Source organism: Hoyosella levis (genome assembly GCF_026008515.1).
GTDB lineage: Bacteria > Actinomycetota > Actinomycetes > Mycobacteriales > Mycobacteriaceae > Lolliginicoccus > Lolliginicoccus levis.
On the sequence record NZ_BQYM01000015.1, the window covers coordinates 26,516 to 50,283 of the forward strand.

Consider the following 23,768-nt stretch of genomic DNA (forward strand, 5'->3'; position numbering starts at 1 on the left):
AGAGCTGGGTGACTAGTGTGCGCCACTGCCTCATGCGCGGTCCTGCGCGGTGTTGGTCAGCGTGCCGATTCCCTCGACGGTGACGGAAACGCTTTGGCCCGCGCGAATCGGGCCAATCCCCTCGGGGGTCCCGGTCAGGATGACGTCGCCGGGCAGCAGGGTCATGACGCGCGATACCCACTCGACGAGCTCGGGTATCGAGTGAACGAGCAGCGAGGTGCGGCTATCCTGCATGGTCGTGCCGTCGAGCTCGGTGTGGATGCGCAGGTCGGACGGGTCGAGATCGGTGACGATCCAGGGTCCGAGCGGGCAGAACGAGTCGAATCCCTTGGCGCGGGTCCACTGCCCGTCGCGGCGCTGGAGGTCGCGGGCCGTGACGTCATTGGCCACGGTATAGCCGAGGATGACGTCCTTGGCGCGCGCAGCGGGGACGTCGCGGCAGGGGCGACCGATGACGACGGCGAGCTCGCCCTCGTAGTGGACCTCGGCGGATGCGGGCGGCAACAGGATGGGTGCCCCCGGACTGGTGATGGCGGTGGAGGGCTTCATGAAGATGACAGGTTCCTCCGGCGCCGCTCCCCCCATCTCGGCCGCATGGGCAGCGTAGTTCTTCCCGATGCAGACGACCTTGCTGGAGAGGATCGGGGCGAGCAGTCGCACATCCGGCAGGTTCCAGCTCCTGCCCGTGTAGGTGGGTTCGCCGAAGGGATGCTCGGCGATCTCACGGACAGTGGCGGTGCTCGGATCGGTCAGGGGGTCGCCGTCCACGGAGACGAAGGCGACGCCGTCGGGGGTTGCTACTCGGCCTAGACGCATGCGGTCAAGGGTAGCGGGTGCGGTGGGCTCGCGGCACCGGCGCCCGGATGCTAGCGTTCCCTTGAACGGATTTCATATATTAGGATGTGAATCCCACTTGTTAGGAGTCGCCATGAGGGTCGATGCCCGCTCCCCCGGCATGAAATGGCGTGTCCTCGCCGCCGGGACGCTCGCGCAGACCACCTCCGCGCTTCTCGTGGGCATCGGCGCGTTCCTCATCCCCCATCTGCACGCCGCCGATGGCCCCTATGGGCTAGGCCTCGGGCATGCCGGTGCCATCGCTGCCGCGCCCACCGCGGGACTCATGCTCACGCTGGTCGCATGGGGCGCGCTCGTGGACCGGCTCGGCGAGCGCGGGATCCTGATCACGGGAATGGTGCTCGGCGCCATCGCCACGGGAGCCCCGGCGCTCACGGTGGCCCTGCAAGGGGGCACCCTCAGCGCGTCCATGCACCCGACCTCCATCGCGGCCATCCTGTTCATCGCCGGCATCGCCGCAGCAAGCGCGAACGCGGCCAGCGGACGCCTCGTCGTCGGCTGGTTTCCCGCCGAGCAGCGCGGCCTCGCGATGGGCCTGCGCCAGATGGCGCAACCGCTCGGGGTCGCCATTGCCGCCGTAGTGGTTCCCGTGACCGCGGATCGGTACGGGGTGGCAGCAGTGCTCGCCATAGCGGCCGTGGCCTGCATGGGGTCGACCGCGGTGCTGGCCCGCTGGGCGCATGATCCGGCGCGCCCCCGCGCGGGCTCCTCCGAGGCCATCGAGCTGCACCGGTCCCCCTACAGCCAGGGCACAGGACTCATGCGGGTGCACGCTGCGGCCGTGCTGCTCGTGGTCCCGCAGTTCACGCTGTGGAGCCTGGCCATGGTGTGGCTGATCAGCGATCAGGGCTTCTCGCCCCTCGCCGCGGGCGTGTTTGTTGGCATCACGCAGCTCGCGGGCGCCGCGGGCCGCGTAGGCGCCGGGGTGTGGTCGGACCGTGCGGGGTCCCGCACCGGGCCGATGCGGATAGTCGCCATCGCGGCAGTAGTAGTGATGCTCATGCTCGCGGTAGCCGACATCGTGGGCGCGACCACGGTGGCGCTCGTCATCCTGGTCGCGGCGAGCGTCATCACGGTCGCTGACAATGGCCTGGCGTACACGGCCGCGGCCGAGATCGCCGGACCGTTCTGGGGCGGCCGGGTGCTGGGATTGCACAACACGGCGCAGAATGCCCTGGCCAGTGCCGTGCCACCGGTCGCGGGCCTCGTCGTCGAGCAGTGGGGCTTCCCATGGGTCTTCGCGGGCAGCGCCGTGTTCGCCCTTCTCGCCGTGCCACTCGTGCCGGGCACCATCACCACGAGGCAGTGAGGCGCCCGGCACCAGCGGCCCAGGAGAGCTAGAGAGCGGCCGCGATCCGGTCCCCGATCTCGCCCGTGGTCGCAGTGGTGGCCGCGTCCCGGCTGGCAAGATCGGCGGCGACCGCTGCCTCGATGCGCGCGGCCGCCTCATTGTCCCCGAGGTGGGCCATCAGCAACGAGACCGACAGGATCGCTGCGGTCGGGTCTGCCTTCTGCTGCCCGGCGATGTCGGGCGCGCTGCCATGCACCGGCTCGAACATGCTGGGGTTGGCGCGGCTCGCATCGATGTTGCCGCTCGCCGCGAGCCCGATCCCGCCGGTGACTGCCGCAGCGAGATCGGTGATGATGTCGCCGAACAGATTGTCGGTGACGATCACGTCGAAGCGCTTGGGGTCGGTCACGAGGTGAATGGTGGTGGCGTCGATGTGCTGGTAGGCCACCTCCACCTCGGGGTACTCGGCCGCGACGGAATCCACGGTGCGGGACCAGAGCGACCCCGCGTAGGTAAGCACGTTGGTCTTGTGCACGAGGGTGACGTGCTTGCTGCGCTGCATGGCCAGGTCGAAGCCGTAGCGGACGACACGCTCGATGCCGAAGCGGGTGTTGACACTGACCTCGGTGGCTACCTCATGGGGCGTGCCGACGCGCAGCGCGCCACCGTTGCCGATGTAGGGGCCCTCGGTCCCCTCGCGCACCACGACGACGTCGATGGGCTTGTTCCCCGCGAGCGGACCCGTGACGCCGTCGAAAAGCTTGGACGGGCGCAGGTTGACGTGATGGTCGAGCGCGAACCGGAGCTTGAGGAGCAGGCCGCGCTCGAGGATGCCCGGTGTCACGGACGGATCGCCGATCGCGCCGAGGAGGATGGCATCGTGCTCGCGGATCTCCTCGAGCACCGAGTCCGGCAGGATCTCGCCGGTCGCGTTGTAGCGCCGCGCACCAAGGTCGAACGTGGTCTTGTCGATGCCGGGCGAGACCTTGTCGAGGACCTTGAGCGCCTCGGCGATGACTTCCTGTCCGATGCCGTCGCCGGGGATGACCGCGAGCTTCATGACTTCCTTCCCATTGCCCAAGCAGGGCCGGGCCCGCCTGGACCCGGCCCTGTGGATGTGATCAGTCGAGGTTGATGACCTTGATGTTCGAGGCGGAGACGCCCGCGGCGATGGAATCCACGGTCTCCTGTGGCACCGCGCGGTCGAGACGGAGCAGGATGGTCGCGCCCGAGCCCTCGGAATCCTGCGACAGCTGCGCGGCGAGGATGCTCACGCCCGCCTCGCCGAGACGGGTGCCGATCTTGCCGAGCGCGCCAGGCTGGTCCTCGTAGTGCACGAGCAGGTTGATGCCCTCGGCGCGCATCTCGAAGTTGCGCCCGTTGATGTTGACGATCTTCTCCACGCGCGCCGGGCCGGTCAGGGTTCCGGAGACGTTGATGATCTCTCCGTCGGAGAGCACCATGCGCAGGTCCACGACACTGCGGTGGTTGGGGCTCTCGGCAGCCTTGGTCACCTCGGCGGTCACGCCGCGCTCCTCAGCGAGGGAGGGGGCATTGACGAAGGTGACCGACTCATCGATGACCGCGGAGAACAGGCCGCGGATCGCGGAGAGGCCCAGGATCTCGACATCCTCGCTGGCCAGCTCGCCGCGCACATCGACGGACAGGCTGGCGGGCAGCTCCGGGGTGAGCACCCCGGCGAGCACGCCGAGCTTGCGGACGATCTCCAGCCAGGGAGCGACCTCGTCGCCGACCGCGCCGCCCGCGACGTTGACCGCGTCGGGGACGAACTCGCCAGCGAGAGCGAGGCGGACGCTCTTGGCCACATCGGTTCCGGCACGATCCTGTGCCTCGACGGTGGAAGCACCGAGGTGCGGGGTGACAACGACCTGGGGAAGCTCGAAGAGAGGGCTGTCGGTGCACGGCTCGGAGGCGAACACGTCAATGCCGGCGCCACGTACCTGCCCGCTGGTGATCGCGTCCGCGAGCGCGGCCTCATCGATCAGGCCACCGCGAGCAGCATTGACGATGATCACGCCCTTCTTGGTGCGCGCGAGCTCGGCCGCACCGATGAGACCCTTGGTCTCCGGGGTCTTCGGCAGGTGGATCGACATGATGTCGGCACGCTCGAGCAGCTCCTCGAGGGACACGAGCTCGATGCCGAGCTGTCCGGCGCGGGCCGCGGAGACATACGGATCGTAGGCAATCATGGTCGTCTCGAAGGCGGCAGCACGCTGGGCGAACAGCTGGCCAATGCGGCCGAGGCCCACGACGCCGACGGTCTTGCCGAAGATCTCGGTGCCGTTGAAGCTGCTGCGCTTCCACTCGTGGTCGCGCAGCGTCTTGTCCGCCGCGGGGACCTGCCGGGCGGCGGCCATCATCAGTGCCACGGCGTGCTCCGCCGCGCTGTGGATGTTCGAGGTGGGGGCGTTGACCACCATGACACCCCGCGCGGTAGCAGCGGGAACGTCGACGTTGTCGAGGCCGACGCCGGCGCGCGCGACGATCTTGAGCTTCGGCGCCGCCGCGAGGACTTCCTCGTCGACAATGGTGGCGGAACGAACGAGCAGCGCATCAGCCTCAGGGGCAGCCGCGAGCAGTTCGGCACGGTTGGGCCCATCGACCCAGCGGACCTCCACTCCATCGCCGAGCGCTTCCACTGTCGAGGGTGCGAGCTTGTCCGCGATTAGAACTACCGGACGGCCTGACTGGGTCACCTGCGAACTCTCCTCGGGTCTCTTGATGCTGTGATCGCCGATCAGCCTAGTCGGCTCCCCGGTCACATTCCACATCGTCCCACCTAGTGGAGCCATGCCGGTGGCAAACAGGCTCTTGCGCGCCACGTGGGGTTACCATCATTAATCACGACTGCATATCAATGCAGTCACGTAGTCTCAACGAAAATCCGCCGCGCGCGAGGCATGCCTTCGGCCCGGATCCACACAAGCGAAGGAGTCCCCGGTTGAGAAGATTCGTCATCGCCCTGGTCGCGCTGGCCGCCACGCTGCTCGTCGGCCTGCCCGCCGCGAGCGCGCAAACCACGAAGGCCACGCTCGGGGGCGGCTCGGGCATCGTCGTGGGCGGGGACTACCTCTGCTCGCTCACCACGATCGGTCGCGACGGACAGGGGCGCCTGGTAGGTTTCACCGCCGCGCACTGCGGCGGCCCCGGCTCCTCGGTGCACGCCGAGGCGCTCCCCTCGGCGGGCCGCGTGGGCACCGTCGTCCGGACCAACCCCCTCCTCGACTACGCCGTCATACAGTTCGATGAATCCCGCGTGACGCCCACCCGCACCGTCGGTGGGACCACGATCACCGATGTGGGGGCACCCGCCCCGTTCCCGGAGCTCGTCTGCAAGCAGGGACGCACCACCGGCCATACGTGCGGCGTCAACCTGTTCGTGGATTCTGTCTTCGCTGAGCAGTATGGCTTCGTGTGCATCACCGAGGGCGACTCCGGCGGTCCCATCACCTCGGGCACCCGCCTGATCGGGCTGGTCAGCGCCTACTTCGTCATCCCCTGCGCGGGGCCGCACGTGAGCATCAACATGGATGCGATCCTCGCCGAGAGCAACTTCACCGGCGGGGTCGGGGCGGGCTTCCGCCCGATCTAGCAATGCTCCCCCCCGGCCACTAGCCCGGGACGCGGCGATGCAACAGTGCCCCCGGATCCCTACGGATCCGGGGGCACTCGTCGGTGCAAGGGGTCAGGCAGTCTCGGTGATCGGCCGATCGACCCAGCTCATCAGGCCACGCAGCTTGGCGCCCACGACCTCGATGGGATGCTCGGCGTTCTCCGTGCGGAGGCCCTCGAGCTCCTTGTTGCCGCCCTCGACGTTGGCGACCAGGCGATTGACGAACTCGCCGGAGGTGATGTCGGCGAGGATGTCCTTCATGCGGGCCTTGGTGTCGGCGTCGATGACACGCGGGCCGGAGAGGTAGCCGCCGAACTCCGCGGTGTCGGACACCGAGTAGTTCATCCGGCCGATGCCGCCCTCGTACATGAGGTCAACGATGAGCTTGAGCTCGTGGAGGCACTCGAAGTACGCGATCTCGGGGGCATAGCCAGCCTCGATGAGGACCTCGAAGCCGGTCTGCACGAGCTTCTCGGTACCGCCGCACAGGATGGCCTGCTCACCGAACAGGTCGGTCTCGGTCTCCTCGGCGAAGGTCGTCTTGATGACGCCGGCGCGGGTGCCGCCGATGGCCTTGGCATAGGACAGGCCGAGCGCGAGGCCCTCGCCCTTGGGGTCCTGCTCCACGGCGACGAGCGCGGGAACGCCCTTGCCATCGGTGAACTGGCGGCGCACGAGGTGGCCGGGGCCCTTCGGGGCGACCATCGCGACGGTGACGTTGGCCGGGGGCTTGATCAGGCCAAACCGGATGTTGAGGCCGTGGCCGAAGAACAGCGCGTCGCCGTCCTTGAGGCTGGGCTCGATGTCATTGCTGTAGATGGAGGCCTGCGCGGTATCGGGCGCGAGGACCATGATGACGTCGGCCCAGGCCGCCGCCTCGGCGGGGCTCAGCACCGTCAGGCCCTGCTCCTCCGCCTTGGCGCGGGACTTGGAGCCCTCCTTCAGGCCGATGCGCACGTCGACGCCGGAGTCGCGGAGGCTCAGCGAGTGGGCATGCCCCTGGCTTCCGTATCCGATGACAGCGACCTTGCGGCCCTGGATGATCGAGAGGTCGGCATCATCGTCATAGAAGATCTCGACAGCCACGTGGTGGTTCCCTTCTTAGCTATGGGCATGCCCGACAATCGTCGAGCATGATGTAAGGCATTTCCTGGATGCTGGACTGGCCGCATCCAGGGTAGTCAAGGCTAGCGGGTCGCGGTGATGGATTTCGGTCCGCGCCCGAGCGCCACGATCCCGGATTGCACGATCTCGCGGATGCCATAGGGCTCGAGGAGCTTGAGGAGCGCCTCGAGCTTGTCCTGGGTCCCGGTCGCCTCGATGGTGAGGGACTCCGGCGCGACATCGACGACATTGGCCCGGAAGAGCTGGGCAACCTCGACGACCTGGCCGCGGACAGCGGCATCGGCGCGCACCTTGATCAGGACGAGCTCCCTGGCGACCGACGCGACAGGATCCTGCTCGACGATCTTCAGGACATTGATGAGCTTGTTGAGCTGCTTGGTGACCTGCTCGAGCGGCTGGTCCTCGACGACGACCACGATCGTCATCCGCGAGACTCCCTTGATCTCGGTCGGGCCGACCGCGAGGGACTCGATATTGAAGCCGCGCCGCGAGAACAACGATGCCACGCGCGCGAGAACGCCAGGCTTGTCCTCGACGAGCACGCTGAGCGTGTGACTGCTTCTCACTGATCGGCCCCTTCTTCCTCGTCCGCGCCCTGCTCGTCGTTGCTCGCGACGGCCTGGTCCTCGGTATGCATCACTTGGTGGATCGCGGCGGGGGAATCCCCGATTCCCTCATCATCGTCGAACAGGGGCCGGATGCCGCGCGCGGCCATGATCTCGTCGTTGCCCGTACCCGCGGCGACCATGGGCCACACCTGCGCGTCCGCGCCGACGATGAAGTCGATGACGACGGGGCGGTCGTTGATCTCCTGCGCCTTCTTGATCGCGGGGATCACGTCCTCCTCCTTGTCGACCCGGATGCCGACGCAGCCAAGAGCCTCGGAGAGCTTGACGAAGTCCGGGATGCGCAGCGAGTGGGTGGACAGGTCGGTGTTGGAGTAGCGCTCCCCGTAGAACAGGGTCTGCCACTGCCGGACCATGCCGAGGTTGCCGTTGTTGATGAGCGCCACCTTGATCGGCACGCCCTCGATGGCGCAGGTCGCGAGCTCCTGGTTCGTCATCTGGAAGCAACCATCACCGTCGATGGCCCACACCTCGGTATCGGGCATGCCCATCTTGGCGCCCATGGCGGCAGGCACCGAGTAGCCCATGGTGCCGAGGCCGCCGGAGTTGAGCCAGGTGCGGGGCTTCTCGTACTTGACGAACTGCGCGGCCCACATCTGGTGCTGGCCGACGCCCGCGACATAGACGGCCTCCGGCCCGGCGAGCTTGCCGAGCTGCTCGATGACGTACTCGGGCGACAGCGACCCATCGCTCTGCGGCCCATAGCTGAGCGGGAAGGTCGTGCGGATCCCATCGAGGTAGCGCCACCACGCGGTGAGGTCCGGCACGCGCCCGCTCTCGCGGTCCGCGCGGATCACCTCCGTCAGCTCGGTGATGACCTCCTTGCAGTCACCGACGATGGGCACGTCGGCATGCCGGTTCTTGCCGATCTCCGCCGGGTCGATGTCCGCGTGGATGACCTTGGCGTTCTGGGCGAAGGTGGACAGCTGTCCGGTGACGCGGTCATCGAAGCGGGCGCCGAGGGTGATGAGCAGGTCGCTGCGCTGCAGCGCCGCGACGGCCGCGACCGTGCCGTGCATGCCAGGCATGCCGAGGTTGAGGTCATGGCTGTCGGGGAACGCGCCGCGAGCCATCAGGGTGGTCACCACCGGAATGCCGGTCAGCTCAGCGAGGCCCAGCAGCTCGGCCGAGGCCTCTGCCTTGATCACGCCGCCGCCGACGTAGAGCACGGGGTGATCGGCGGAAGCGATCAGGCGGGCTGCCTCGCGGACCTGCTTGCCGTGGGGCTTGGTGACGGGGCGATAGCCCGGCAGGTGCATCTCCGGCGGCCAGATGAAGCTCATCTGCCCCTGCAGGAGGTCCTTCGGGATGTCGACGAGGACTGGTCCTGGCCGGCCGGTCGCCGCGAGGTGGAATGCCTCGGCGATGATGCGCGGGATGTCGTCGCCCTCGGTGACGAGGAAGTTGTGCTTGGTGATCGGCATGGTGATGCCGGAGATATCAGCTTCCTGGAAGCCATCGGTGCCGATGAGCGGACGCCCGACCTGCCCGGTGATCGCCACCATGGGCACCGAGTCCATGTACGCGTCAGCGAGCGGGGTGACCAGGTTGGTAGCGCCGGGGCCCGACGTTGCCATGCACACGCCGACCTTGCCCGTGGCCTGCGCGTACCCGGTGGCGGCGTGGCCCGCGCCCTGCTCGTGGCGGACCAGGACGTGCCGCACCTTGCGGGAGTCGAGCATCGGGTCGTAGACGGGCAGGATGGCGCCGCCCGGAATGCCGAACACGATATCGGCGTGGAGCTCCTCGAGGCTGCGGACCACTGCTTGCGCGCCCGTCATCTTCTCGGGGGTACCGGGCCGCGTGCTGGGCAGGCTCGCCGGGGAGGCCCCGGAACCGTGCTCGGCCTGGGCACCACCGCTGTCGCCGCTGTGACCCGCGGTGCTGCCCGCGGCGAGATGTCCTGGCTGCGGGCCTGGTGTTGGCCGTGCTGTCGGTGCACTCACTGCAAGTTCCTCTGGCTAGTTCTCGGGCTTGTACCAATCACGGGGACGTCATCGTGGCCACCGCGCCTGGGCGTTACATGAATCGTAACTGCGGGCATCAAAAAACCCCCGCTCGCAGGTCTCTGCGAAACGAGGGTGCGCGTCGTCTCTCGTGAGTGATCCGTAATCCCACTCAGGCGGCGACGCGCCCAGCGAGTACGAGTACCTCAGTTCGATTCATGCACCCGACGTTAGTGAAAACCTACGCATGGCGTCAAACGAAAACTCCGCGCGTCCCACATCGTAGGACTGTCGCGGCGAGATGGGAGTATGGAGGCGTGTCCAATGCAAAGTCACCGGAATCGCAAGCACGGATCATCCGCGTCTCACGCCTCGCGCTGCTGGGCGTCCTGTTGTTCGCCTGCTGCGTCGTACTTGTCGCCGCTGCGGCACCACGCCTGTTTGGCTGGCTGCTAGCGGCACCCATCATTCTCGCGGTCTGGATCCTGCGAGTACAGACCAGGGTATCCGAGACCGGGCTCAGAACACGAACGATGCTGCGAACACGTATCGTGGCATGGGACGAGATCAAGGGGCTTACCTTCCCCAAGCATCGTTCCGCCCGCGCCGTCCTGCGCTCCGGCGAGCACGTACCACTGCCCGCCGTGACCCTTGAGGACCTGCCCAGCATCACGCCGCTGAGCAACGGACTCATCCCGGACATCGAGGCATCATTTCGCGCTGAGCAGGAGGAAGCCCGCTCCGCCGCGACCGCCAGCCCCGAGGACAGCAGCGGATAAACCACCCCCGGACTCCAGCCAAGGAACAACCGATGCCCCCCTTGAGATCACGCACCACGACCATCGGCCGCAATGCCGCCGGAGCCCGTGCCCTGTGGCGCGCCACCGGCATGACCGATTCCGACTTCGGCAAGCCCATCGTGGCCATCGCGAACTCCTACACCCAGTTCGTCCCCGGCCACGTTCACTTGAAGAACCTCGGCGAGATCGTTGCCGAAGCCGTCCGGGAGGCGGGCGGCGTGGCCCGCGAGTTCCACACCATCGCTGTCGATGACGGCATCGCCATGGGACACAGCGGCATGCTCTACTCGCTGCCGAGCCGGGAGATCATCGCGGACTCCGTCGAGTACATGGTCAACGCCCACACCGCCGACGCGCTCGTGTGCATCTCCAACTGCGACAAGATCACCCCCGGCATGCTCAACGCCGCGATGCGCCTGAACATCCCCACCGTGTTCGTCTCCGGCGGCCCCATGGAGGCCGGCAAGGCAGTCGTGGTGGAGGGGATCACGCACGCGCCCACCGACCTCGTCACCGCCATCTCCGCGAGCGCCAACAGCGCCATCGCCGATGAGGGGCTCGACGAGGTCGAGCGCTCCGCCTGCCCCACCTGCGGCTCCTGCTCCGGCATGTTCACGGCCAACTCGATGAATTGCCTCACCGAGGCCCTGGGCCTTGCCCTGCCGGGCAATGGCTCCACCCTCGCCACGCACTCCGCGCGCCGCGCGCTGTTCGAGCGGGCGGGCACGGTGATCGTGGAGGCCGCCACCCGCTACTACCGCGATGGCGACGAGTCCGTGCTGCCGCGCAGCATCGCCACGCCCACCTCGTTCCGCAACGCGATGGCGCTCGATGTGGCGATGGGCGGATCGACCAACACCGTCCTCCACATCCTCGCTGCCGCCGAGGAGGGCGAGGTGCCCTTCGCCCTCGAGGACATCGACGCGATCAGCCGGCAGGTGCCGTGCCTGGCCAAGGTCTCCCCCAACTCCGACTACCACATGGAGGACGTGCACCGGGCGGGCGGCATCCCCGCGATCCTCGGCGAGCTGCGCCGCGGCGGTCTCATCGACGACACCATCCCCAGCGTGCATGCCCCGAGCCTCGGCGCCTGGCTCGACGATTGGGACATCCGCTCCGGCACCGCCACCGAGCAGGCCCTGGAGCTGTTCCATGCGGCTCCAGGTGGCGTCCGCACCACCGAGCCCTTCTCCACCTCCAACCGCTGGTCGTCCCTGGACACCGATGCGGCGGGCGGCTGCATCCGCGATATCGAGCACGCCTACACCAAGGATGGCGGCCTCGCCGTCCTGCGCGGCAACATCGCTCCTCGTGGCGCGGTCATCAAGACGGCAGGCATCGACGAGTCGCTCTGGCGCTTCCAGGGCCCCGCGCGCGTCGTGGAGAGCCAGGAGGAGGCCGTGTCGATCATCCTGCAGCGCGTCGTGCAGCCCGGCGAGATCATTGTCGTCCGGTACGAGGGCCCGGCTGGCGGCCCAGGCATGCAGGAGATGCTGCACCCCACGGCTTTCCTCAAGGGCGCGGGCCTCGGCGCGAAGTGCGCGCTGATCACCGACGGGCGGTTCTCCGGCGGCACCTCGGGCATCTCGGTCGGCCACATCTCCCCCGAGGCCGCGGCCGGTGGCACGATCGGGCTCATCGAGGATGGGGACCAGATCCTCATCGATGTCGCCACGCGCGCCCTTGAGCTGCTCATCGATGACGAGGAGCTCGCGGCCCGCCGCGCCAAGATGGAAGCCTCCGAGCGTCCCTGGCAGCCCAAGGACCGGCAGCGCCCGGTCACGATGGCACTGCGTGCGTACGCCGCGCTGGCCACCTCCGCCGACCGGGGCGCGGTCCGCGAGGTCAAGTAGCTGCACTCGGCGAGAACGGAGGCGGGGCGGGGAGCACTAGCTCCCCGCCCCGCCTCCGTCGTAGGTTCCTACACCTTGCCGGTGAGCACCAGCCAGGCCGCGATGCCGCCGATGATGCCGAGCACGAGCAGCACGCTCGCGCCCCACCTCGGGCGCACTGCCCACTTGGCGTTGCGCTCCAGGCTCATCCGGCCCGGGCCGGTCAGCACCAGGCCCGCCGCCGCCACACCGAGGATCGTCGCGAGCTCGAGCGCCGGTGTGCCGATGCCATCAAGCGCGGATCGGGCACCCTGGTTGGCCGCCCACACATTGATCATCGCCGCGAGCGCCACCGCCGCGCCGAATGGCGTCGCGAGCCCGAGCACGATCAGCGCGCCGCCACCGATCTGCGCGCTCAGCACGCTGATCGCGACGATGCCCGCGAAGTCGTAGCCCGCGGTGGCGAAGAGTTCCTCCACGCCATCGATGCCCAGGCCGCCGCCCTGGCCCAGCAAGTGCCGGACGCCATCGGTGATCAGCGCGCCACCGATCAGCAGGCGCAGCAGCAGGAGCCCGAGATCCAGGGTGCCCCTGCGTGGCTCCACCGCGGTCGGCGCGACAACCATGCCCCCGCGATCCTGCTCCTGGTAGCCCCCGTAGGGCATTGCCTGCGCCGCCGGCTCGTCGTACGCCACTGGCTGCGGATCGTGGTACTCCGCCGAGCGCGGCGCGAGGCCCGGCGTCGTGTCATCCATGTTCCCCGGCCGCTTGAGGATCACCGTCTGCGAGCTGCTGTAGGCCTGCTCCGGCTCGGGATCCCGGTTGATCGGGATCTGCTCGGTCGGCGCGGACTCAACAGGCCCGGGCGGAGCCTGCTGCTCGGTCGCCGGATCATCCTCCCGGCCTGATGCAGCGGCCGCGCGGGCCGGACGACCGCGGGTCACATGCTGGCTGTATGGGTTGGCAGCAGCGCCAGGCTCCGCTTCGGGCGTGCGCGACCAGGCGAAGCCAGGGGCACTCGTCGCGTCATCGCGCGAATCGCCCTCGTCGTCGATATCGCCGAGGCTCATCGCGGAAGTCTGCTCCGCCGCGGACTCCGCTCGCGGCGGACGGCCCACCGCGATCTCCTCAGTGGCATGATCGAAGGGACTCGGCGCGGTGCCCGAGCCGTCCTTGCCGGAATCGCTGGCGCTGGGGGCAGCGCCCCAGGAATCGTTGGGGGAAGACGCATCCGCGTCGTCGCGCTTGTCGCTCATGCTCCCAGAGTAGGTCGATCCGGCGCCGAATGGGCGGTAGGCGGCCGGGCGCGCCACGCGGTCGCATCGCAATTTGGGTTACGTTGGTGCACATGGCTGAATCGAGTTCGCGGCACCACCGCCCGCGGGCAACCGTGGTCGCGATGCTCATTGCCACCACCGTCCTCGCAGCAGGCTGCGCCCGGTTCGACGAACGGGCCACCACGCCATTCGAGCCCGAGCCCACGGACGGCGGGTTCGCGCACATCCGGCCCGCTGAGCCCACCGATGAGCCGCCTGACGACGAGGCCAGCGATGAGCTTGGCCCCTGCGACGATCCCGACCCCGCCGTCATCGCGACGTGCCTCGAGCCAGTCACCGGGATCGCGGTGCTGCCGTCCGGGGAGGCCGCGCTCGCCGCGGAGCGGGCGACCGGCCGGATCATGGAGGTCGCGCCCGAGCTCGACCCCGTGGAGTTCCTCCGCATCGACGTCGACGCGAGCAGCGGCGGTGGCCTGCTCGACATCGCGCTCTCCCCCGCTTTCGGCGAGGATCGCCTGCTCTACGCGCTGATCACCACGCCGACCGACAACCGCGTCGTGCGGATCGCCCCCGGCGATGTCGCCAAGCCCCTGCTCACCGGCCTGCCCCGTGGCACGTCCGGCAACGCGGGCGGGCTCGCGTTCGCGCCCGACGGCTCGCTTCTCGTCCGCACCGGCGACGGCGGCAACCCAGCAAGCGCGACCAACCCCGGCTCGCTCGGCGGAAAGGTGCTGAGACTCGACTCGCTGAACCCCAGCGCCCCCCGCCCACCCGAGATCATCGCCCCGGGCGCGCGCGGCACCGGCAGCATCTGCCCCGACCCCGGAAACGGCACCATCTACATCACCGAGCGCACTCCGGGCGGCGACCAGCTCCTCGAGGTGCTCAGCGATGGCACCCTTCGTCCGCTGTGGCAATGGCAAGGCAGCGAGGGCGCCGCCGAGTGCGCGGTCGTCGGCACCGACATCGCCGTGGTGCTCACCGACACCGAGGCTGTCGCGTTCCTGAGCCGCGACGAGGAAACCGGCCTGATCAGTGGCGATCCCGTCCGCGCTGCGGAAGGACGCTTCGGCAAGCTGCATGGCGCCGCCGTCGGCCTCGCGGGCGAGATCTGGTCCGGGACCATCAACAAGGACATCGGCGAGCCCGTCGAGACCGACGATCGCGTCGTGCTCATCCCGTCGGGCAGCGGTGGCGGCGTCGGACCCGACTAGCTTCCGGTCGCGGACCCGGGCCGCGGGGAGCCTTGGCCGGTGGGCGCCTTGGCCGCCGGGAGCCGTGGCCGCGGGGGGCCTCGACCGCGGGGAGCCTCAACCGCAAACGCGATAGAAGCTGCCGGATGCCCCGTGCTGCTTCTATCGCGTTTGACGTTTTCCCGTGCTTTTGCCGTCGCGCAGTCGCCGGGCGGCGGCCAACCTGCCGACGGGCACTAGCCGGGCGGCCTGGCCGCTAGCCCAGCGCCGAAGGCCCTACTGGCACTTCTCGAGGATGAGCTCGCGCACCCGCGCGGCATCCGCCTGGCCCTTGGTGGCCTTCATCACGGCACCGACGATCGCGCCCGCCGCCTGCATCTTGCCGCCCTTGATCTTGTCGACGATGCCCGGGTTGGCGGCTAGCGCTTCCTCGACGGCCTTGTCGAGCACCGAATCGTCGCGCACGATCTCCAGCCCATGCGCGACCATCACGGCCTCGGGCTCGCCCTCTCCGGCGAGCACGCCGTCGACGACCTCGCGGGCCAGCTTGTTGTTGAGCTTGCCATCGGCAATGAGCGCGACGACCTCGGCCACCTGCGCCGGGGTGATAGCAAGACCCTCCAGGGTGACACCGGCGGTGTTGGCCTTCTGCGTCAGGTAGGAGACCCACCAGGAGCGCGCGGCCTCGGCTGGGGCCCCCGCCTCGACGGTGGCGGTGATCAGCTCCACGGCGCCAGCGTTGACGATGTCGCGCATCACCTCATCGGAGACGCCCCAGTCCTGCTGGATGCGGGCCCGGCGCACCCACGGCAGCTCCGGCAGGGTGCCACGAAGCTGCTCGATCCAGTCCTCGGCCGGCTCGATGGGCTGCAGGTCGGGGTCCGGGAAGTACCGGTAGTCGTCGGCGGTCTCCTTCTTGCGGCCCGGGCTGGTGGTGCCATCGGATTCCTGGAAGTGGCGGGTCTCCAGGTTGATCTCGCCCCCGGCCTCGAGGACGGCTGCCTGGCGGCGCATCTCGTAGCGGACGGCGACCTCCACGCTCTTGAGCGAGTTGACGTTCTTCGTCTCGGTGCGCGTGCCGAACTCCTGCTGCCCGTGCGGGCGCAGCGACACGTTCGCATCGCACCGCAGCGAGCCCTGGTCCATGCGCACGTCCGACACATCGAGCGCGCGGAGCAGCTCCCGCAGCGCGGAGACGTAGGCGCGCGCCACTTCCGGTGCCCGCTCGCCCGCGCCCTCGATGGGCTTGCTGACGATCTCGATCAGCGGCACGCCCGCCCGGTTGTAGTCGATCAGCGAGTGCGTGGCGCCCTCGATGCGGCCGGTGGCTCCGCCCACGTGAGTGAGCTTGCCGGTGTCCTCCTCCATGTGCGCCCGCTCGATGTCCACCCGGAACACCTCGCCGTCATCGAGCACCACATCGAGGTGGCCGTCGAACGCGATCGGCTCCTCGTACTGCGAGATCTGGTAGTTCTTCGGCTGGTCGGGGTAGAAGTAGTTCTTCCGCGCGAACTGGCACCAGGAGGCGATGGAGCAGTTCAGCGCGAGGCCGATGCGGATCGCCGATTCCACGGCCTTGCGGTTGACCACCGGTAGCGCGCCGGGCAGGCCGAGGCATACCGCGCACACCTGCGTGTTCGGCGCAGCGCCAAAGGCAGTGGGGCACGGGCAGAACATCTTCGTCTCGGTGTGCAGCTCGACGTGCACCTCCATGCCGAGCACGGGGTCGAATCGCTCGATCACATCGTCATAGGCGAGAGGTTCCACCGCGCGTGCGTCCAATCCAGTGTCCATCGGGGTGCTCGAAGTCATGTCTCGTCAGTCTATTCATTGTCGGGCCCGGTCCGGCCGATCCGGCTCGGGCGAATGGTCTTGTCACAAGTGTCAACCGAAGAAGGCCGCGGCCTCGTCATATCGATCCTGGGGAACGGTCTTGAGGTGTTCGACCGCATCAGCGAGCGCCACGAGCGTGACGTCGGTACCGTCGAGCGCCACCATCTTGCCGTGCTCGCCGGCATGAGCGGCATCGGCGGCATGGATGCCGAAGCGGGTCGCGAGCACGCGATCGTAGGCAGTGGGGGTGCCACCACGCTGCACGTGGCCGAGCACGGTGGTGCGCACGTCCTTGCCGATGCGCTTCTCGATCTCGGCACCAAGCTGCTGAGCCACGCCGGTGAACCGCTTGTGGCCGAACTCGTCGACGCCGCCCTCGCGCAGCGTCATCGATTCCGGCAGCGGCGACGCTCCCTCCGCGACGACACAGATGAAGTGGCTGTCGCCGCGCTGGAACCGGCTCTTGACCATGCGGCACACCTCATCGACGTCGAACGGCTGCTCCGGGATCAGCGTGAGGTGGGCACCACCGGCCAGCCCGGCGTGCAGCGCGATCCAGCCAGCGTGGCGCCCCATCACCTCCACCAGCATGACGCGCTGATGGGACTCCGCGGTGGTGTGCAGCCGATCGATCGCCTCGGTAGCGATCGCGAGGGCGGTGTTGAAGCCGAAGGTGTAGTCGGTGCAGGCGATGTCGTTGTCGATCGTCTTGGGCACCCCCACCACCGGCACGCCCGCTTCGGACAGCCAGTGCGCGGCGGTCAGCGTGCCCTCGCCCCCGATGGGGATGAGCACGTCGATGCCGTTGTCGTCGAGGGTCTGCTTGATCGTGGCGAGCCCCTCCCGCAGCACGGTCGGGTTGACGCGCGCCGTGCCGAGGATGGTGCCGCCCCGGTCGAGGATCTGATCCACGCGATCATCGAACCGCAGGCGCTGCTTGCGATCCTCGAGCAGGCCCCTCCAGCCATCCCGGAAGCCGACCACGGTGGAGCCGTAGCGGACCTCGCTGGTCCGGACCACCGCGCGGATCACCGCGTTGAGGCCCGGGCAATCCCCGCCACCTGTCAGCACTCCGATGCGCATCGGGTCACCTCCGGTCTTGTTGGATCATGCTGCTGGCACCTCACACGGCCGCTGGATGCTCCCCGCGCGCAACCTCGTATGCCGCGCCGACCCGGTACAGCCGCTCGTCGGCGAGCGCTGGCGCCATGATCTGCAGCCCCACGGGCAGTCCATCATCGGGCGAGAGCCCCGCGGGCAGCGACATCGCGCAATGCCCCGCGAGGTTGGTCGGCAGGGTGCACAGGTCCGACAGGTACATCGCCACCGGATCATCGACCTTCTCGCCGAGCTTCCACGCCGTGAACGGGCTCGTCGGCGCCACGAGCACATCGACGCTCTCGTAGGCCTTGGCGAAGTCCTGCGAGATGAGCGTGCGAACCTTCAGCGCCTGCCCGTAGTAGGCGTCGTAGTAGCCCGCCGACAACGCGTAGGTGCCGATCATGATGCGGCGCTTGACCTCCGCGCCGAAGCCAGCGGCGCGGGTCTCCGCCATGATCTGCTCGGCGCCCTTGGTGCCATCGTTGTCGACCCGCAGGCCATAGCGCATCGCATCGAAGCGGGCGAGGTTCGACGACACCTCGCTGGGCAGGATCAGGTAGTACGCGGCGAGCGCATAGGTGAAGTGCGGGCACGAGACCTCGACGACCTCCGCGCCGAGCCCGCGAAGGGTCTCCACCGCGGCATCGAAAGTACTGAGCACGCCATCCTGGTAGGAGTCGGAATGCAATTCCTTGACCACGCCGACGCGCACGCCCTTCAAGCTGCCCGCTGCACCCTCGCGCGCGGCCCGCACCACGGGACGCACCGGAGTATCGATGGACGTCGAATCACGCGGATCATGACCGGCGATCACTTCGTGCAGCAGAGCGGTATCGAGCACCGTCCGGCCGCAGGGGCCACCTTGGTCCAGCGAGGACGCGCACGCCACGAGGCCGAAGCGCGACACCGTGCCGTAGGTGGGCTTCACGCCGACAGTGGCGGTCATGGCAGCGGGCTGGCGGATCGAGCCACCGGTATCGGTGCCGATCGCCAGGGGCGCCTCGAAAGCGGCGAGCGCGGCCGCGGATCCACCGCCCGAGCCACCAGGGATGCGGTTGTCGCCCCACGGGTTGAGCGTCGGGCCATAGGCGGAGTTCTCGGTGGAGGATCCCATCGCGAACTCGTCCATGTTGGTCTTGCCGAGGATCGGGATCCCCGCCGCGCGCAGCCGTGCCGTCACGGTCGCGTCGTAGGGCGGAACCCAGCCCTCCAGCATCCGCGAGGCGCATGTGGTGGGCATGTCCGCGGTGGCGAAGACATCCTTGAGCGCCAGGGGCACACCGGCGAGCGGCGAAGCGGGAGCCTCCCCGTTGGCCAGCGCCACATCGACATCGCGGGCCGCATCGAGAGCGGCCTCGTCGCCGACGTGGAGGAACGCGTTGTAGGTCCCATCGACCGCGCGGATCTGCTCGAGATGCGCCTCGGTGGCCTCCACCGACGAGACCTCGCGGGCATGGATGCGGGTGGCCAGATCCGCGGCGGTCAGCCGTGTCAGGTCGCTCACTGCTCCTCCCCCAGGATCTGCGGCACCGCGAAGCGGTCCCCATCGGCCTCGGGCGCGCCCGAGAGGGCCTGCTGCACCGTGAGCCCCGGCTCGATGACGTCCTCCCGCCAGACGTTCGCCGTTGCCGCCGGGTGGGCGGTAGCGGGCACGTCATCGGCGGCAACCTCGGTCACGGCCTTCACATGGCCGAGGATCGCATCGAGCTGGCCGGCGAACTCATCGAGCTCGGCATCGGACAGCGCGAGCCTGGACAACCGCGCGAGGTGGGCCACCTCGTCGCGGGAGATTGCAGGCATGTCAGGCACTGCACGGGCCCCTTTCCAGTGGGATCACGGTTCGGACCCGCCTAGCCTAGCCCGATCAGCACGGCACGCCCATGCCGGCGCGGGGCCAGGCCGGGGCCAGTCGAGGGTCAGTCGCGCCGCGCGCGCAGCCACGGCCCCAGCCGGGCAGTGATGAACGGCAGCACCGCGTACACCATCACCGGAGTGACGCATACCGTCAGGAGCAGCGTGCGCGCCACGACGCTGACATCAGCGAGCTGCGGGGCGAGCAGGATGTTCACCAGCAGGCTGAGGGGGAAGAAGCCGAGCCAGATCGTGACGGCCTGCTTCCACCGCGGCGGTGCATGCTCCGCCCTCGGCCGGGGCGCCACCGGCACGGCTCCCGGCATTCCCACGGATGCCGCGGGATCGAACCAGCCCTCGATCCCAGTCCGCTGGTCCACTGCCGCATCGCGGGAGAAGGAGCGACCATGCGCGAGCCATGCGCTGCGCAGCGATGATCGCATCCAGTCGCGCAGGAAGCGATCGGAGGCAAATCGGTACTGGACGTGGTAGCGGCGCGTCGTCGTGGACGACCGCACCCATCCGGCCCCAAGGAAGCCGGGGAACGTGCGGGCGAGCGCGATGCCCGCTTCCGTCCACTGGACGAAGTCCTCGTCGCGCCCCAGGTCGACATCACGGATGACCGAGGTGGTGACTGTCGGCACTGGAACGCCCTGCACGTGCGCGCGGCGGCCTGCGGATGGGGCCGCCGGGCTCGCGGCGAGCCTGGGATGCGTGGTCTGGATAGCCATGGATGCCAGTCTCGTCGACCAAGATTGCCGTGGTTTGGCGCTGTGTGAACGTCGTGTCACATTCGCCGATGCCGGACTTGTCAGATGTTGCGGTTAGGTTGGCGTGCGAGGATCGTGTCAGGCAGGCCAAGCCCACGGGGGCCGCCAGGCACATTGAACAGAAGGCGCGAAAGGGGACTGATGTCGTATCTGCTGCGGGTGCAACTCCCCGACCGCCCCGGCAGCCTGGGCTCCCTCGCTCTCGCGCTCGGCTCCGTCGGCGCGGACATCATCTCCCTCGATGTGGTGGAGCGCTCCACCGGCTATGCCGTCGATGATCTTGTCGTCGAGATGGCACCGGGATCCCTGCCCGACACCCTGATCACCGCGGCAGAGCAGCTCGAGGACGTGCGGGTCGACTCGATCCGCCCCTACGCCGATGTGCTCGACACTCACCGGGAGCTCGAGCTGATAGACCAGGTGGCCGTCGCCGCCTCCGATCGCATCCAGGTGCTCGTCGATGGGGCGCCCCGGGTGCTGCGCGTGGGCTGGGCCACGGTCGTGGCGCTCGGCCCGAATGGCGCGTACCGGGTAGCGGCGAGCTCGGGGGCACCCGAATCGAGAGCAGCCGAGCTGCCATGGATGCCACTGCGCAAGCCCGTCATGCTCGATTCCGAGGCGGACTGGGTTCCTCAGATCTGGAAGGACATGGCCACCTCGCTCGCGGCCGCGCCACTGGGCCAGAAGGACATCGCGCTGGTGCTCGGTCGCCCCGGCGGGCCTGACTTCCGGCCCTCGGAGGTCGCGCGGCTCGGCTACCTCGCCGGCATCATCGGCACGGTACTGCTCTAGGGGGCTGCTCCAGAGGGCTGCTCTGGTACCGCTGGCAACCTACAGCTCGAGCCGGAACACGTCGATGCTGCGGTACTGCTTGCGCTCGGGCACCTCGAGGAACCCGTGGCGCGCGTAGATTCGCCGGGCCTCGGTCATCGCGCGCATCGAGGACAGCACGGTCGCCTCGTATCCGCGCCGCCGTGCCTCAGCGATCCCGTGCCGGACCATTGCGGTGCCAGCACCACTGCCGCGCGCGTGCTCGGCCACGGCGATCATGCGGAACTCGAGCTCGCCCTCGCGCGCGATCTCCGCGAGAGCACTAGCCGCATCGGCGAGGACGATCGCGCCGACGACCGAGCCCGCGATCTCGACAACGACGATCTCGGCGGCCGCAGCGCGTCCCTCGACGTCAGCGAGCAGATCGAGATACTCGCTGCCAGCGGGGATGTACGGCGTGTAGGCGGCCACGGTGATCTCCGAGACCAGGGCGTAGTCGCCCGGATCGATCGGTCGCAGCAGGTGCGGGTGCTGCTCCCCCGGGTTCCGCTCGCCAGGGGGCTGCGCGCCCGGCCTCATGAGTCGTCGTTGATCGGCGCCACTGCGTCGGGGCCCTGCTCGAGCAGGACGGTGAACCCGTCCTCGTCGAGGATCGGCACACCCAGCGACATGGCCTTGTCATACTTCGAGCCGGGGGCGTCCCCGACGACGACGAACGCGGTCTTGCGCGATACCGAGCCCACGGCCTTGCCGCCGCGCGCGACGATCTCTTCCTTGGCCTCATCCCGCGAGTAGCGCTGCAGCGCGCCCGTGACAACGATGGACATGCCCTCGAGGTTGCGCTCGATGGAGGCGTCGCGCTCGTCAGCCATGCGCACGCCAGCGGCTGTCCACTTGTCGATGATCTCGCGGTGCCAGTCCACGTCGAACCATTCCTCCACGGCCTGCGCGATCGTGGGCCCCACCCCATCGATGGCGGCGAGCTCCTCGGTGGTGGCGGCGCGAATGGCATCGAGGGTGCCGAACTCGGTGGCGAGCGCGCGGGCCGCAGTGGGGCCCACATGCCGGATCGACAGGCTCACAAGAACTCGCCACAGCGGCTGCGACCGGGCTTTCGCCAGGCTCTCGAGCAACCGCGCGCCATTGGCGGTGAGCTCGCCCTTCTTGTTCCGGAACAGCTCGGTGCGCAGCAGGTCATCCTCGGTGAGGGTGAACAGCTCCCCCTCGTCGGTGATGACGCCATGCGCGAGCAGCTCGGTCGCGGCCTCGTAGCCGAGTCCTTCGATGTCGAGCGCGCCCCGTCCTCCGATGTAGAACACTCGTTCGCGCAGCTGGGCCGGGCACGTGCGGGAATTGGGGCAGCGGATGTCGACATCGCCCTCCTTCGACGGGGCGAGCAGCGATCCGCACTCCGGGCAATGAGTGGGCATCACGAACGCGCGCTCGCTGCCATCGCGCAGGTCCACCACCGGACCGAGGACTTCCGGAATCACCTCGCCAGCCTTGCGGATCACCACCGTGTCACCGATGAGGACGCCCTTGCGCTTGACCTCCTCAGCGTTGTGCAGGGTGGCCAAGGAGACGGTGGATCCTGCCACGAGCACGGGCTCCATGTAGGCGAACGGCGTGACACGGCCGGTGCGGCCCACGCTGACGCGAATATCACGCAGCTTGGTGGTGGCCTCCTCCGGCGGGTACTTGTAGGCGGTGGCCCAGCGTGGCGCGCGGGAGGTCGAGCCGAGCCGCCGCTGGATGCTCACCTCGTCGACCTTGACGACCAGGCCATCGACCTCGTGGTCGACGTCATACCGACGCTCTGCCCACTCCGCGACATGCGTGACCACCGCTCCGATCTCGTCGAGCCGCACGGTGTCCGCGGACACGGGCAGTCCCCAGGCGCGCAGCGCCTCGTAAGCCTCGGACTGGGAGCCCGGTGTGAACCCGTCGCGCTTGCCGATGCCATGGCACAGCATGCGCAGCCGGCGCCGCGCGGTGATCGCGGGATTCTTCTGCCGCAGCGACCCCGCGGCCGAGTTGCGCGGGTTCGCGAACGGTGGCTTGCCCTCCGCGGTGAGCGAGGCATTGAGGGCGGCGAAGTCATCGAGCCGGAAGTACACCTCGCCGCGCACCTCCAGCAGCGCGGGCGCCGGGAAATCCTTGCTCGCGGCCAGCTTCTCGGGCACATCGTCGATCGTGCGGGCGTTGAGCGTCACGTCCTCGCCGGTGCGGCCGTCCCCTCGGGTCGCGGCACGCACTAGCACGCCGTTCTCGTAGACCAGGCTCAGTGCCACCCCATCGATCTTCAGCTCGCACAGGTAGTGCACGCTGCTGCCGACTTCGCCCTCGACGCGCTGCGCCCACTCGCGCAGCTCATCCTCGTTGAAGACGTTGTCGAGGCTGAGCATTCGCTCGAGGTGGTCGACGGGCGTGAACTCGGTGGAGAAGCCGCCGCCCACAAGCTGCGTCGGGGAATCCGGGGTGCGCAGCTCGGGGTGCTTCTCCTCGAGATCCTGCAGCGCGCGGAACATCTCATCGAACTCGCCGTCGCTGACGACAGGAGCGTCCTTGACGTAGTAGCGGAACTGGTGGAAGCGCACTTCCTCTGCCAGCTCCTGCCATTGATTCCGAACGGGCGCGCTGCCCGGTGCCTGGCCATCGTCCACTTGGGCAGAGTAGCGCAGGACCCTGTCAGGAATGGTCATGCGTGGACCTAGCCCAGGCTCGCGGTCGGTCCGCGGTCGGTCTGCAACGCACGAGTGTTCGATTTGCGACAGGTTTCGAGCGCCGAGCTGTCGTTCTTCGCACACTCGCGACCGGGGCGCGGCCACACTCGCGGCTGAAGCCCGAGAGGCCGGGGCCGCGG

General features: G+C 68.7%; 20 protein-coding genes. 6 read left to right on the top strand and 14 right to left on the bottom strand.

The features are described 5' to 3' along the window. Positions 1-30: 30 nt before the first annotated feature. Positions 31-816: a fumarylacetoacetate hydrolase family protein gene (locus QC765_RS15000; protein ID WP_278315243.1), complete on the bottom strand. Its 786-nt coding sequence runs from the start codon at positions 814-816 to the stop codon at positions 31-33. Between the two features lie 112 nt (positions 817-928). Between QC765_RS15000 and QC765_RS15005 the strand changes: the two genes are divergently transcribed. Then, positions 929-2,164 carry an MFS transporter gene (locus QC765_RS15005; RefSeq protein ID WP_278315244.1) on the top strand — a complete coding sequence of 412 codons (1,236 nt, stop codon included), beginning with the start codon at positions 929-931 and terminating at the stop codon, positions 2,162-2,164. A 28-nt stretch (positions 2,165-2,192) separates the two neighbouring features. Here the strand turns inward: QC765_RS15005 and QC765_RS15010 are convergent, their stop codons facing one another. After that, positions 2,193-3,206 (bottom strand): 3-isopropylmalate dehydrogenase, encoded by a 1,014-nt coding sequence (locus QC765_RS15010; protein ID WP_278315245.1) that lies wholly within the window; start codon positions 3,204-3,206, stop codon positions 2,193-2,195. A 61-nt stretch (positions 3,207-3,267) separates the two neighbouring features. Continuing rightward, a complete protein-coding gene (gene serA / locus QC765_RS15015) occupies positions 3,268-4,863 on the bottom strand; it encodes a phosphoglycerate dehydrogenase (RefSeq protein ID WP_278315246.1) in 1,596 nt (531 codons plus the stop codon). Positions 4,864-5,108: 245 nt separating this feature from the next. Between serA and QC765_RS15020 the strand changes: the two genes are divergently transcribed. Then, the gene (locus QC765_RS15020; RefSeq protein ID WP_278315247.1) at positions 5,109-5,759 is read left to right on the top strand and encodes a chymotrypsin family serine protease; all 651 of its coding nucleotides are present in this window, start codon (positions 5,109-5,111) and stop codon (positions 5,757-5,759) included. A gap of 93 nt (positions 5,760-5,852) precedes the next feature. On the opposite strand, the gene ilvC is transcribed toward QC765_RS15020, so the two are convergent. The 3 genes from ilvC to QC765_RS15035 all read right to left on the bottom strand — a co-directional run bounded on the left by ilvC (position 5,853) and on the right by QC765_RS15035 (position 9,477). Then, entirely contained in the window at positions 5,853-6,866 is a 1,014-nt protein-coding gene (ilvC, locus tag QC765_RS15025) for a ketol-acid reductoisomerase (RefSeq protein WP_278315248.1), read from the bottom strand. 101 nt (positions 6,867-6,967) lie between these two features. Beyond that, on the bottom strand, positions 6,968-7,471 hold the full coding sequence (gene ilvN / locus QC765_RS15030) for an acetolactate synthase small subunit (protein WP_192040024.1): 504 nt from the start codon (positions 7,469-7,471) through the stop codon (positions 6,968-6,970). After that, positions 7,468-9,477, bottom strand: a complete 2,010-nt coding sequence (locus tag QC765_RS15035) for an acetolactate synthase large subunit (protein ID WP_278315249.1) — start codon at positions 9,475-9,477, stop codon at positions 7,468-7,470. Before QC765_RS15035 ends, ilvN begins: the two co-directional genes overlap by 4 nt. A 317-nt stretch (positions 9,478-9,794) precedes the next feature. Here QC765_RS15035 and QC765_RS15040 point away from each other — a divergent pair, with 317 nt between their 5' ends. Next, positions 9,795-10,256: a PH domain-containing protein gene (locus QC765_RS15040; protein WP_278315250.1), complete on the top strand. Its 462-nt coding sequence runs from the start codon at positions 9,795-9,797 to the stop codon at positions 10,254-10,256. A gap of 32 nt (positions 10,257-10,288) precedes the next feature. Beyond that, on the top strand, positions 10,289-12,130 hold the full coding sequence (gene ilvD, locus QC765_RS15045; RefSeq protein ID WP_278315251.1) for a dihydroxy-acid dehydratase: 1,842 nt from the start codon (positions 10,289-10,291) through the stop codon (positions 12,128-12,130). Positions 12,131-12,198: 68 nt separating this feature from the next. Here ilvD and QC765_RS15050 read toward each other — a convergent pair whose 3' ends face one another. Next, a complete protein-coding gene (locus QC765_RS15050; RefSeq protein WP_278315252.1) occupies positions 12,199-13,365 on the bottom strand; it encodes a DoxX family protein in 1,167 nt (388 codons plus the stop codon). 92 nt (positions 13,366-13,457) lie between these two features. On the opposite strand from QC765_RS15050, the gene QC765_RS15055 reads away from it, so the two are divergent. Next, positions 13,458-14,600: a PQQ-dependent sugar dehydrogenase gene (locus QC765_RS15055; protein WP_278315253.1), complete on the top strand. Its 1,143-nt coding sequence runs from the start codon at positions 13,458-13,460 to the stop codon at positions 14,598-14,600. A gap of 255 nt (positions 14,601-14,855) precedes the next feature. On the opposite strand, the gene gatB is transcribed toward QC765_RS15055, so the two are convergent. From gatB to QC765_RS15080, 5 genes are all read right to left on the bottom strand, one after another. Continuing rightward, the gene (gene gatB / locus QC765_RS15060) at positions 14,856-16,391 is read right to left on the bottom strand and encodes an Asp-tRNA(Asn)/Glu-tRNA(Gln) amidotransferase subunit GatB (protein WP_278315254.1); all 1,536 of its coding nucleotides are present in this window, start codon (positions 16,389-16,391) and stop codon (positions 14,856-14,858) included. Positions 16,392-16,463: 72 nt separating this feature from the next. Continuing rightward, entirely contained in the window at positions 16,464-17,495 is a 1,032-nt protein-coding gene (locus tag QC765_RS15065; RefSeq protein WP_278315255.1) for an ATP-dependent 6-phosphofructokinase, read from the bottom strand. A gap of 40 nt (positions 17,496-17,535) precedes the next feature. Then, on the bottom strand, positions 17,536-19,017 hold the full coding sequence (gene gatA, locus QC765_RS15070; protein WP_278315256.1) for an Asp-tRNA(Asn)/Glu-tRNA(Gln) amidotransferase subunit GatA: 1,482 nt from the start codon (positions 19,015-19,017) through the stop codon (positions 17,536-17,538). Continuing rightward, entirely contained in the window at positions 19,014-19,313 is a 300-nt protein-coding gene (gene gatC, locus QC765_RS15075; RefSeq protein ID WP_192040016.1) for an Asp-tRNA(Asn)/Glu-tRNA(Gln) amidotransferase subunit GatC, read from the bottom strand. The genes gatA and gatC overlap by 4 nt, the downstream gene beginning before the upstream one ends. 116 nt (positions 19,314-19,429) lie before the next feature. Continuing rightward, positions 19,430-20,095 (bottom strand): putative antibiotic biosynthesis monooxygenase, encoded by a 666-nt coding sequence (locus tag QC765_RS15080; RefSeq protein ID WP_278315257.1) that lies wholly within the window; start codon positions 20,093-20,095, stop codon positions 19,430-19,432. Positions 20,096-20,275: 180 nt separating this feature from the next. On the opposite strand from QC765_RS15080, the gene QC765_RS15085 reads away from it, so the two are divergent. Further along, complete coding sequence (locus tag QC765_RS15085; protein ID WP_278315258.1) at positions 20,276-20,926, top strand: ACT domain-containing protein; 651 nt, start codon at positions 20,276-20,278, stop codon at positions 20,924-20,926. Positions 20,927-20,965: 39 nt separating this feature from the next. On the opposite strand, the gene QC765_RS15090 is transcribed toward QC765_RS15085, so the two are convergent. Both QC765_RS15090 and ligA read right to left on the bottom strand, forming a co-directional pair. Further along, positions 20,966-21,484: a GNAT family N-acetyltransferase gene (locus QC765_RS15090; protein WP_278315259.1), complete on the bottom strand. Its 519-nt coding sequence runs from the start codon at positions 21,482-21,484 to the stop codon at positions 20,966-20,968. Further along, entirely contained in the window at positions 21,481-23,607 is a 2,127-nt protein-coding gene (ligA, locus tag QC765_RS15095; RefSeq protein ID WP_278315260.1) for an NAD-dependent DNA ligase LigA, read from the bottom strand. Before ligA ends, QC765_RS15090 begins: the two co-directional genes overlap by 4 nt. Positions 23,608-23,768 lie beyond the last annotated feature (161 nt).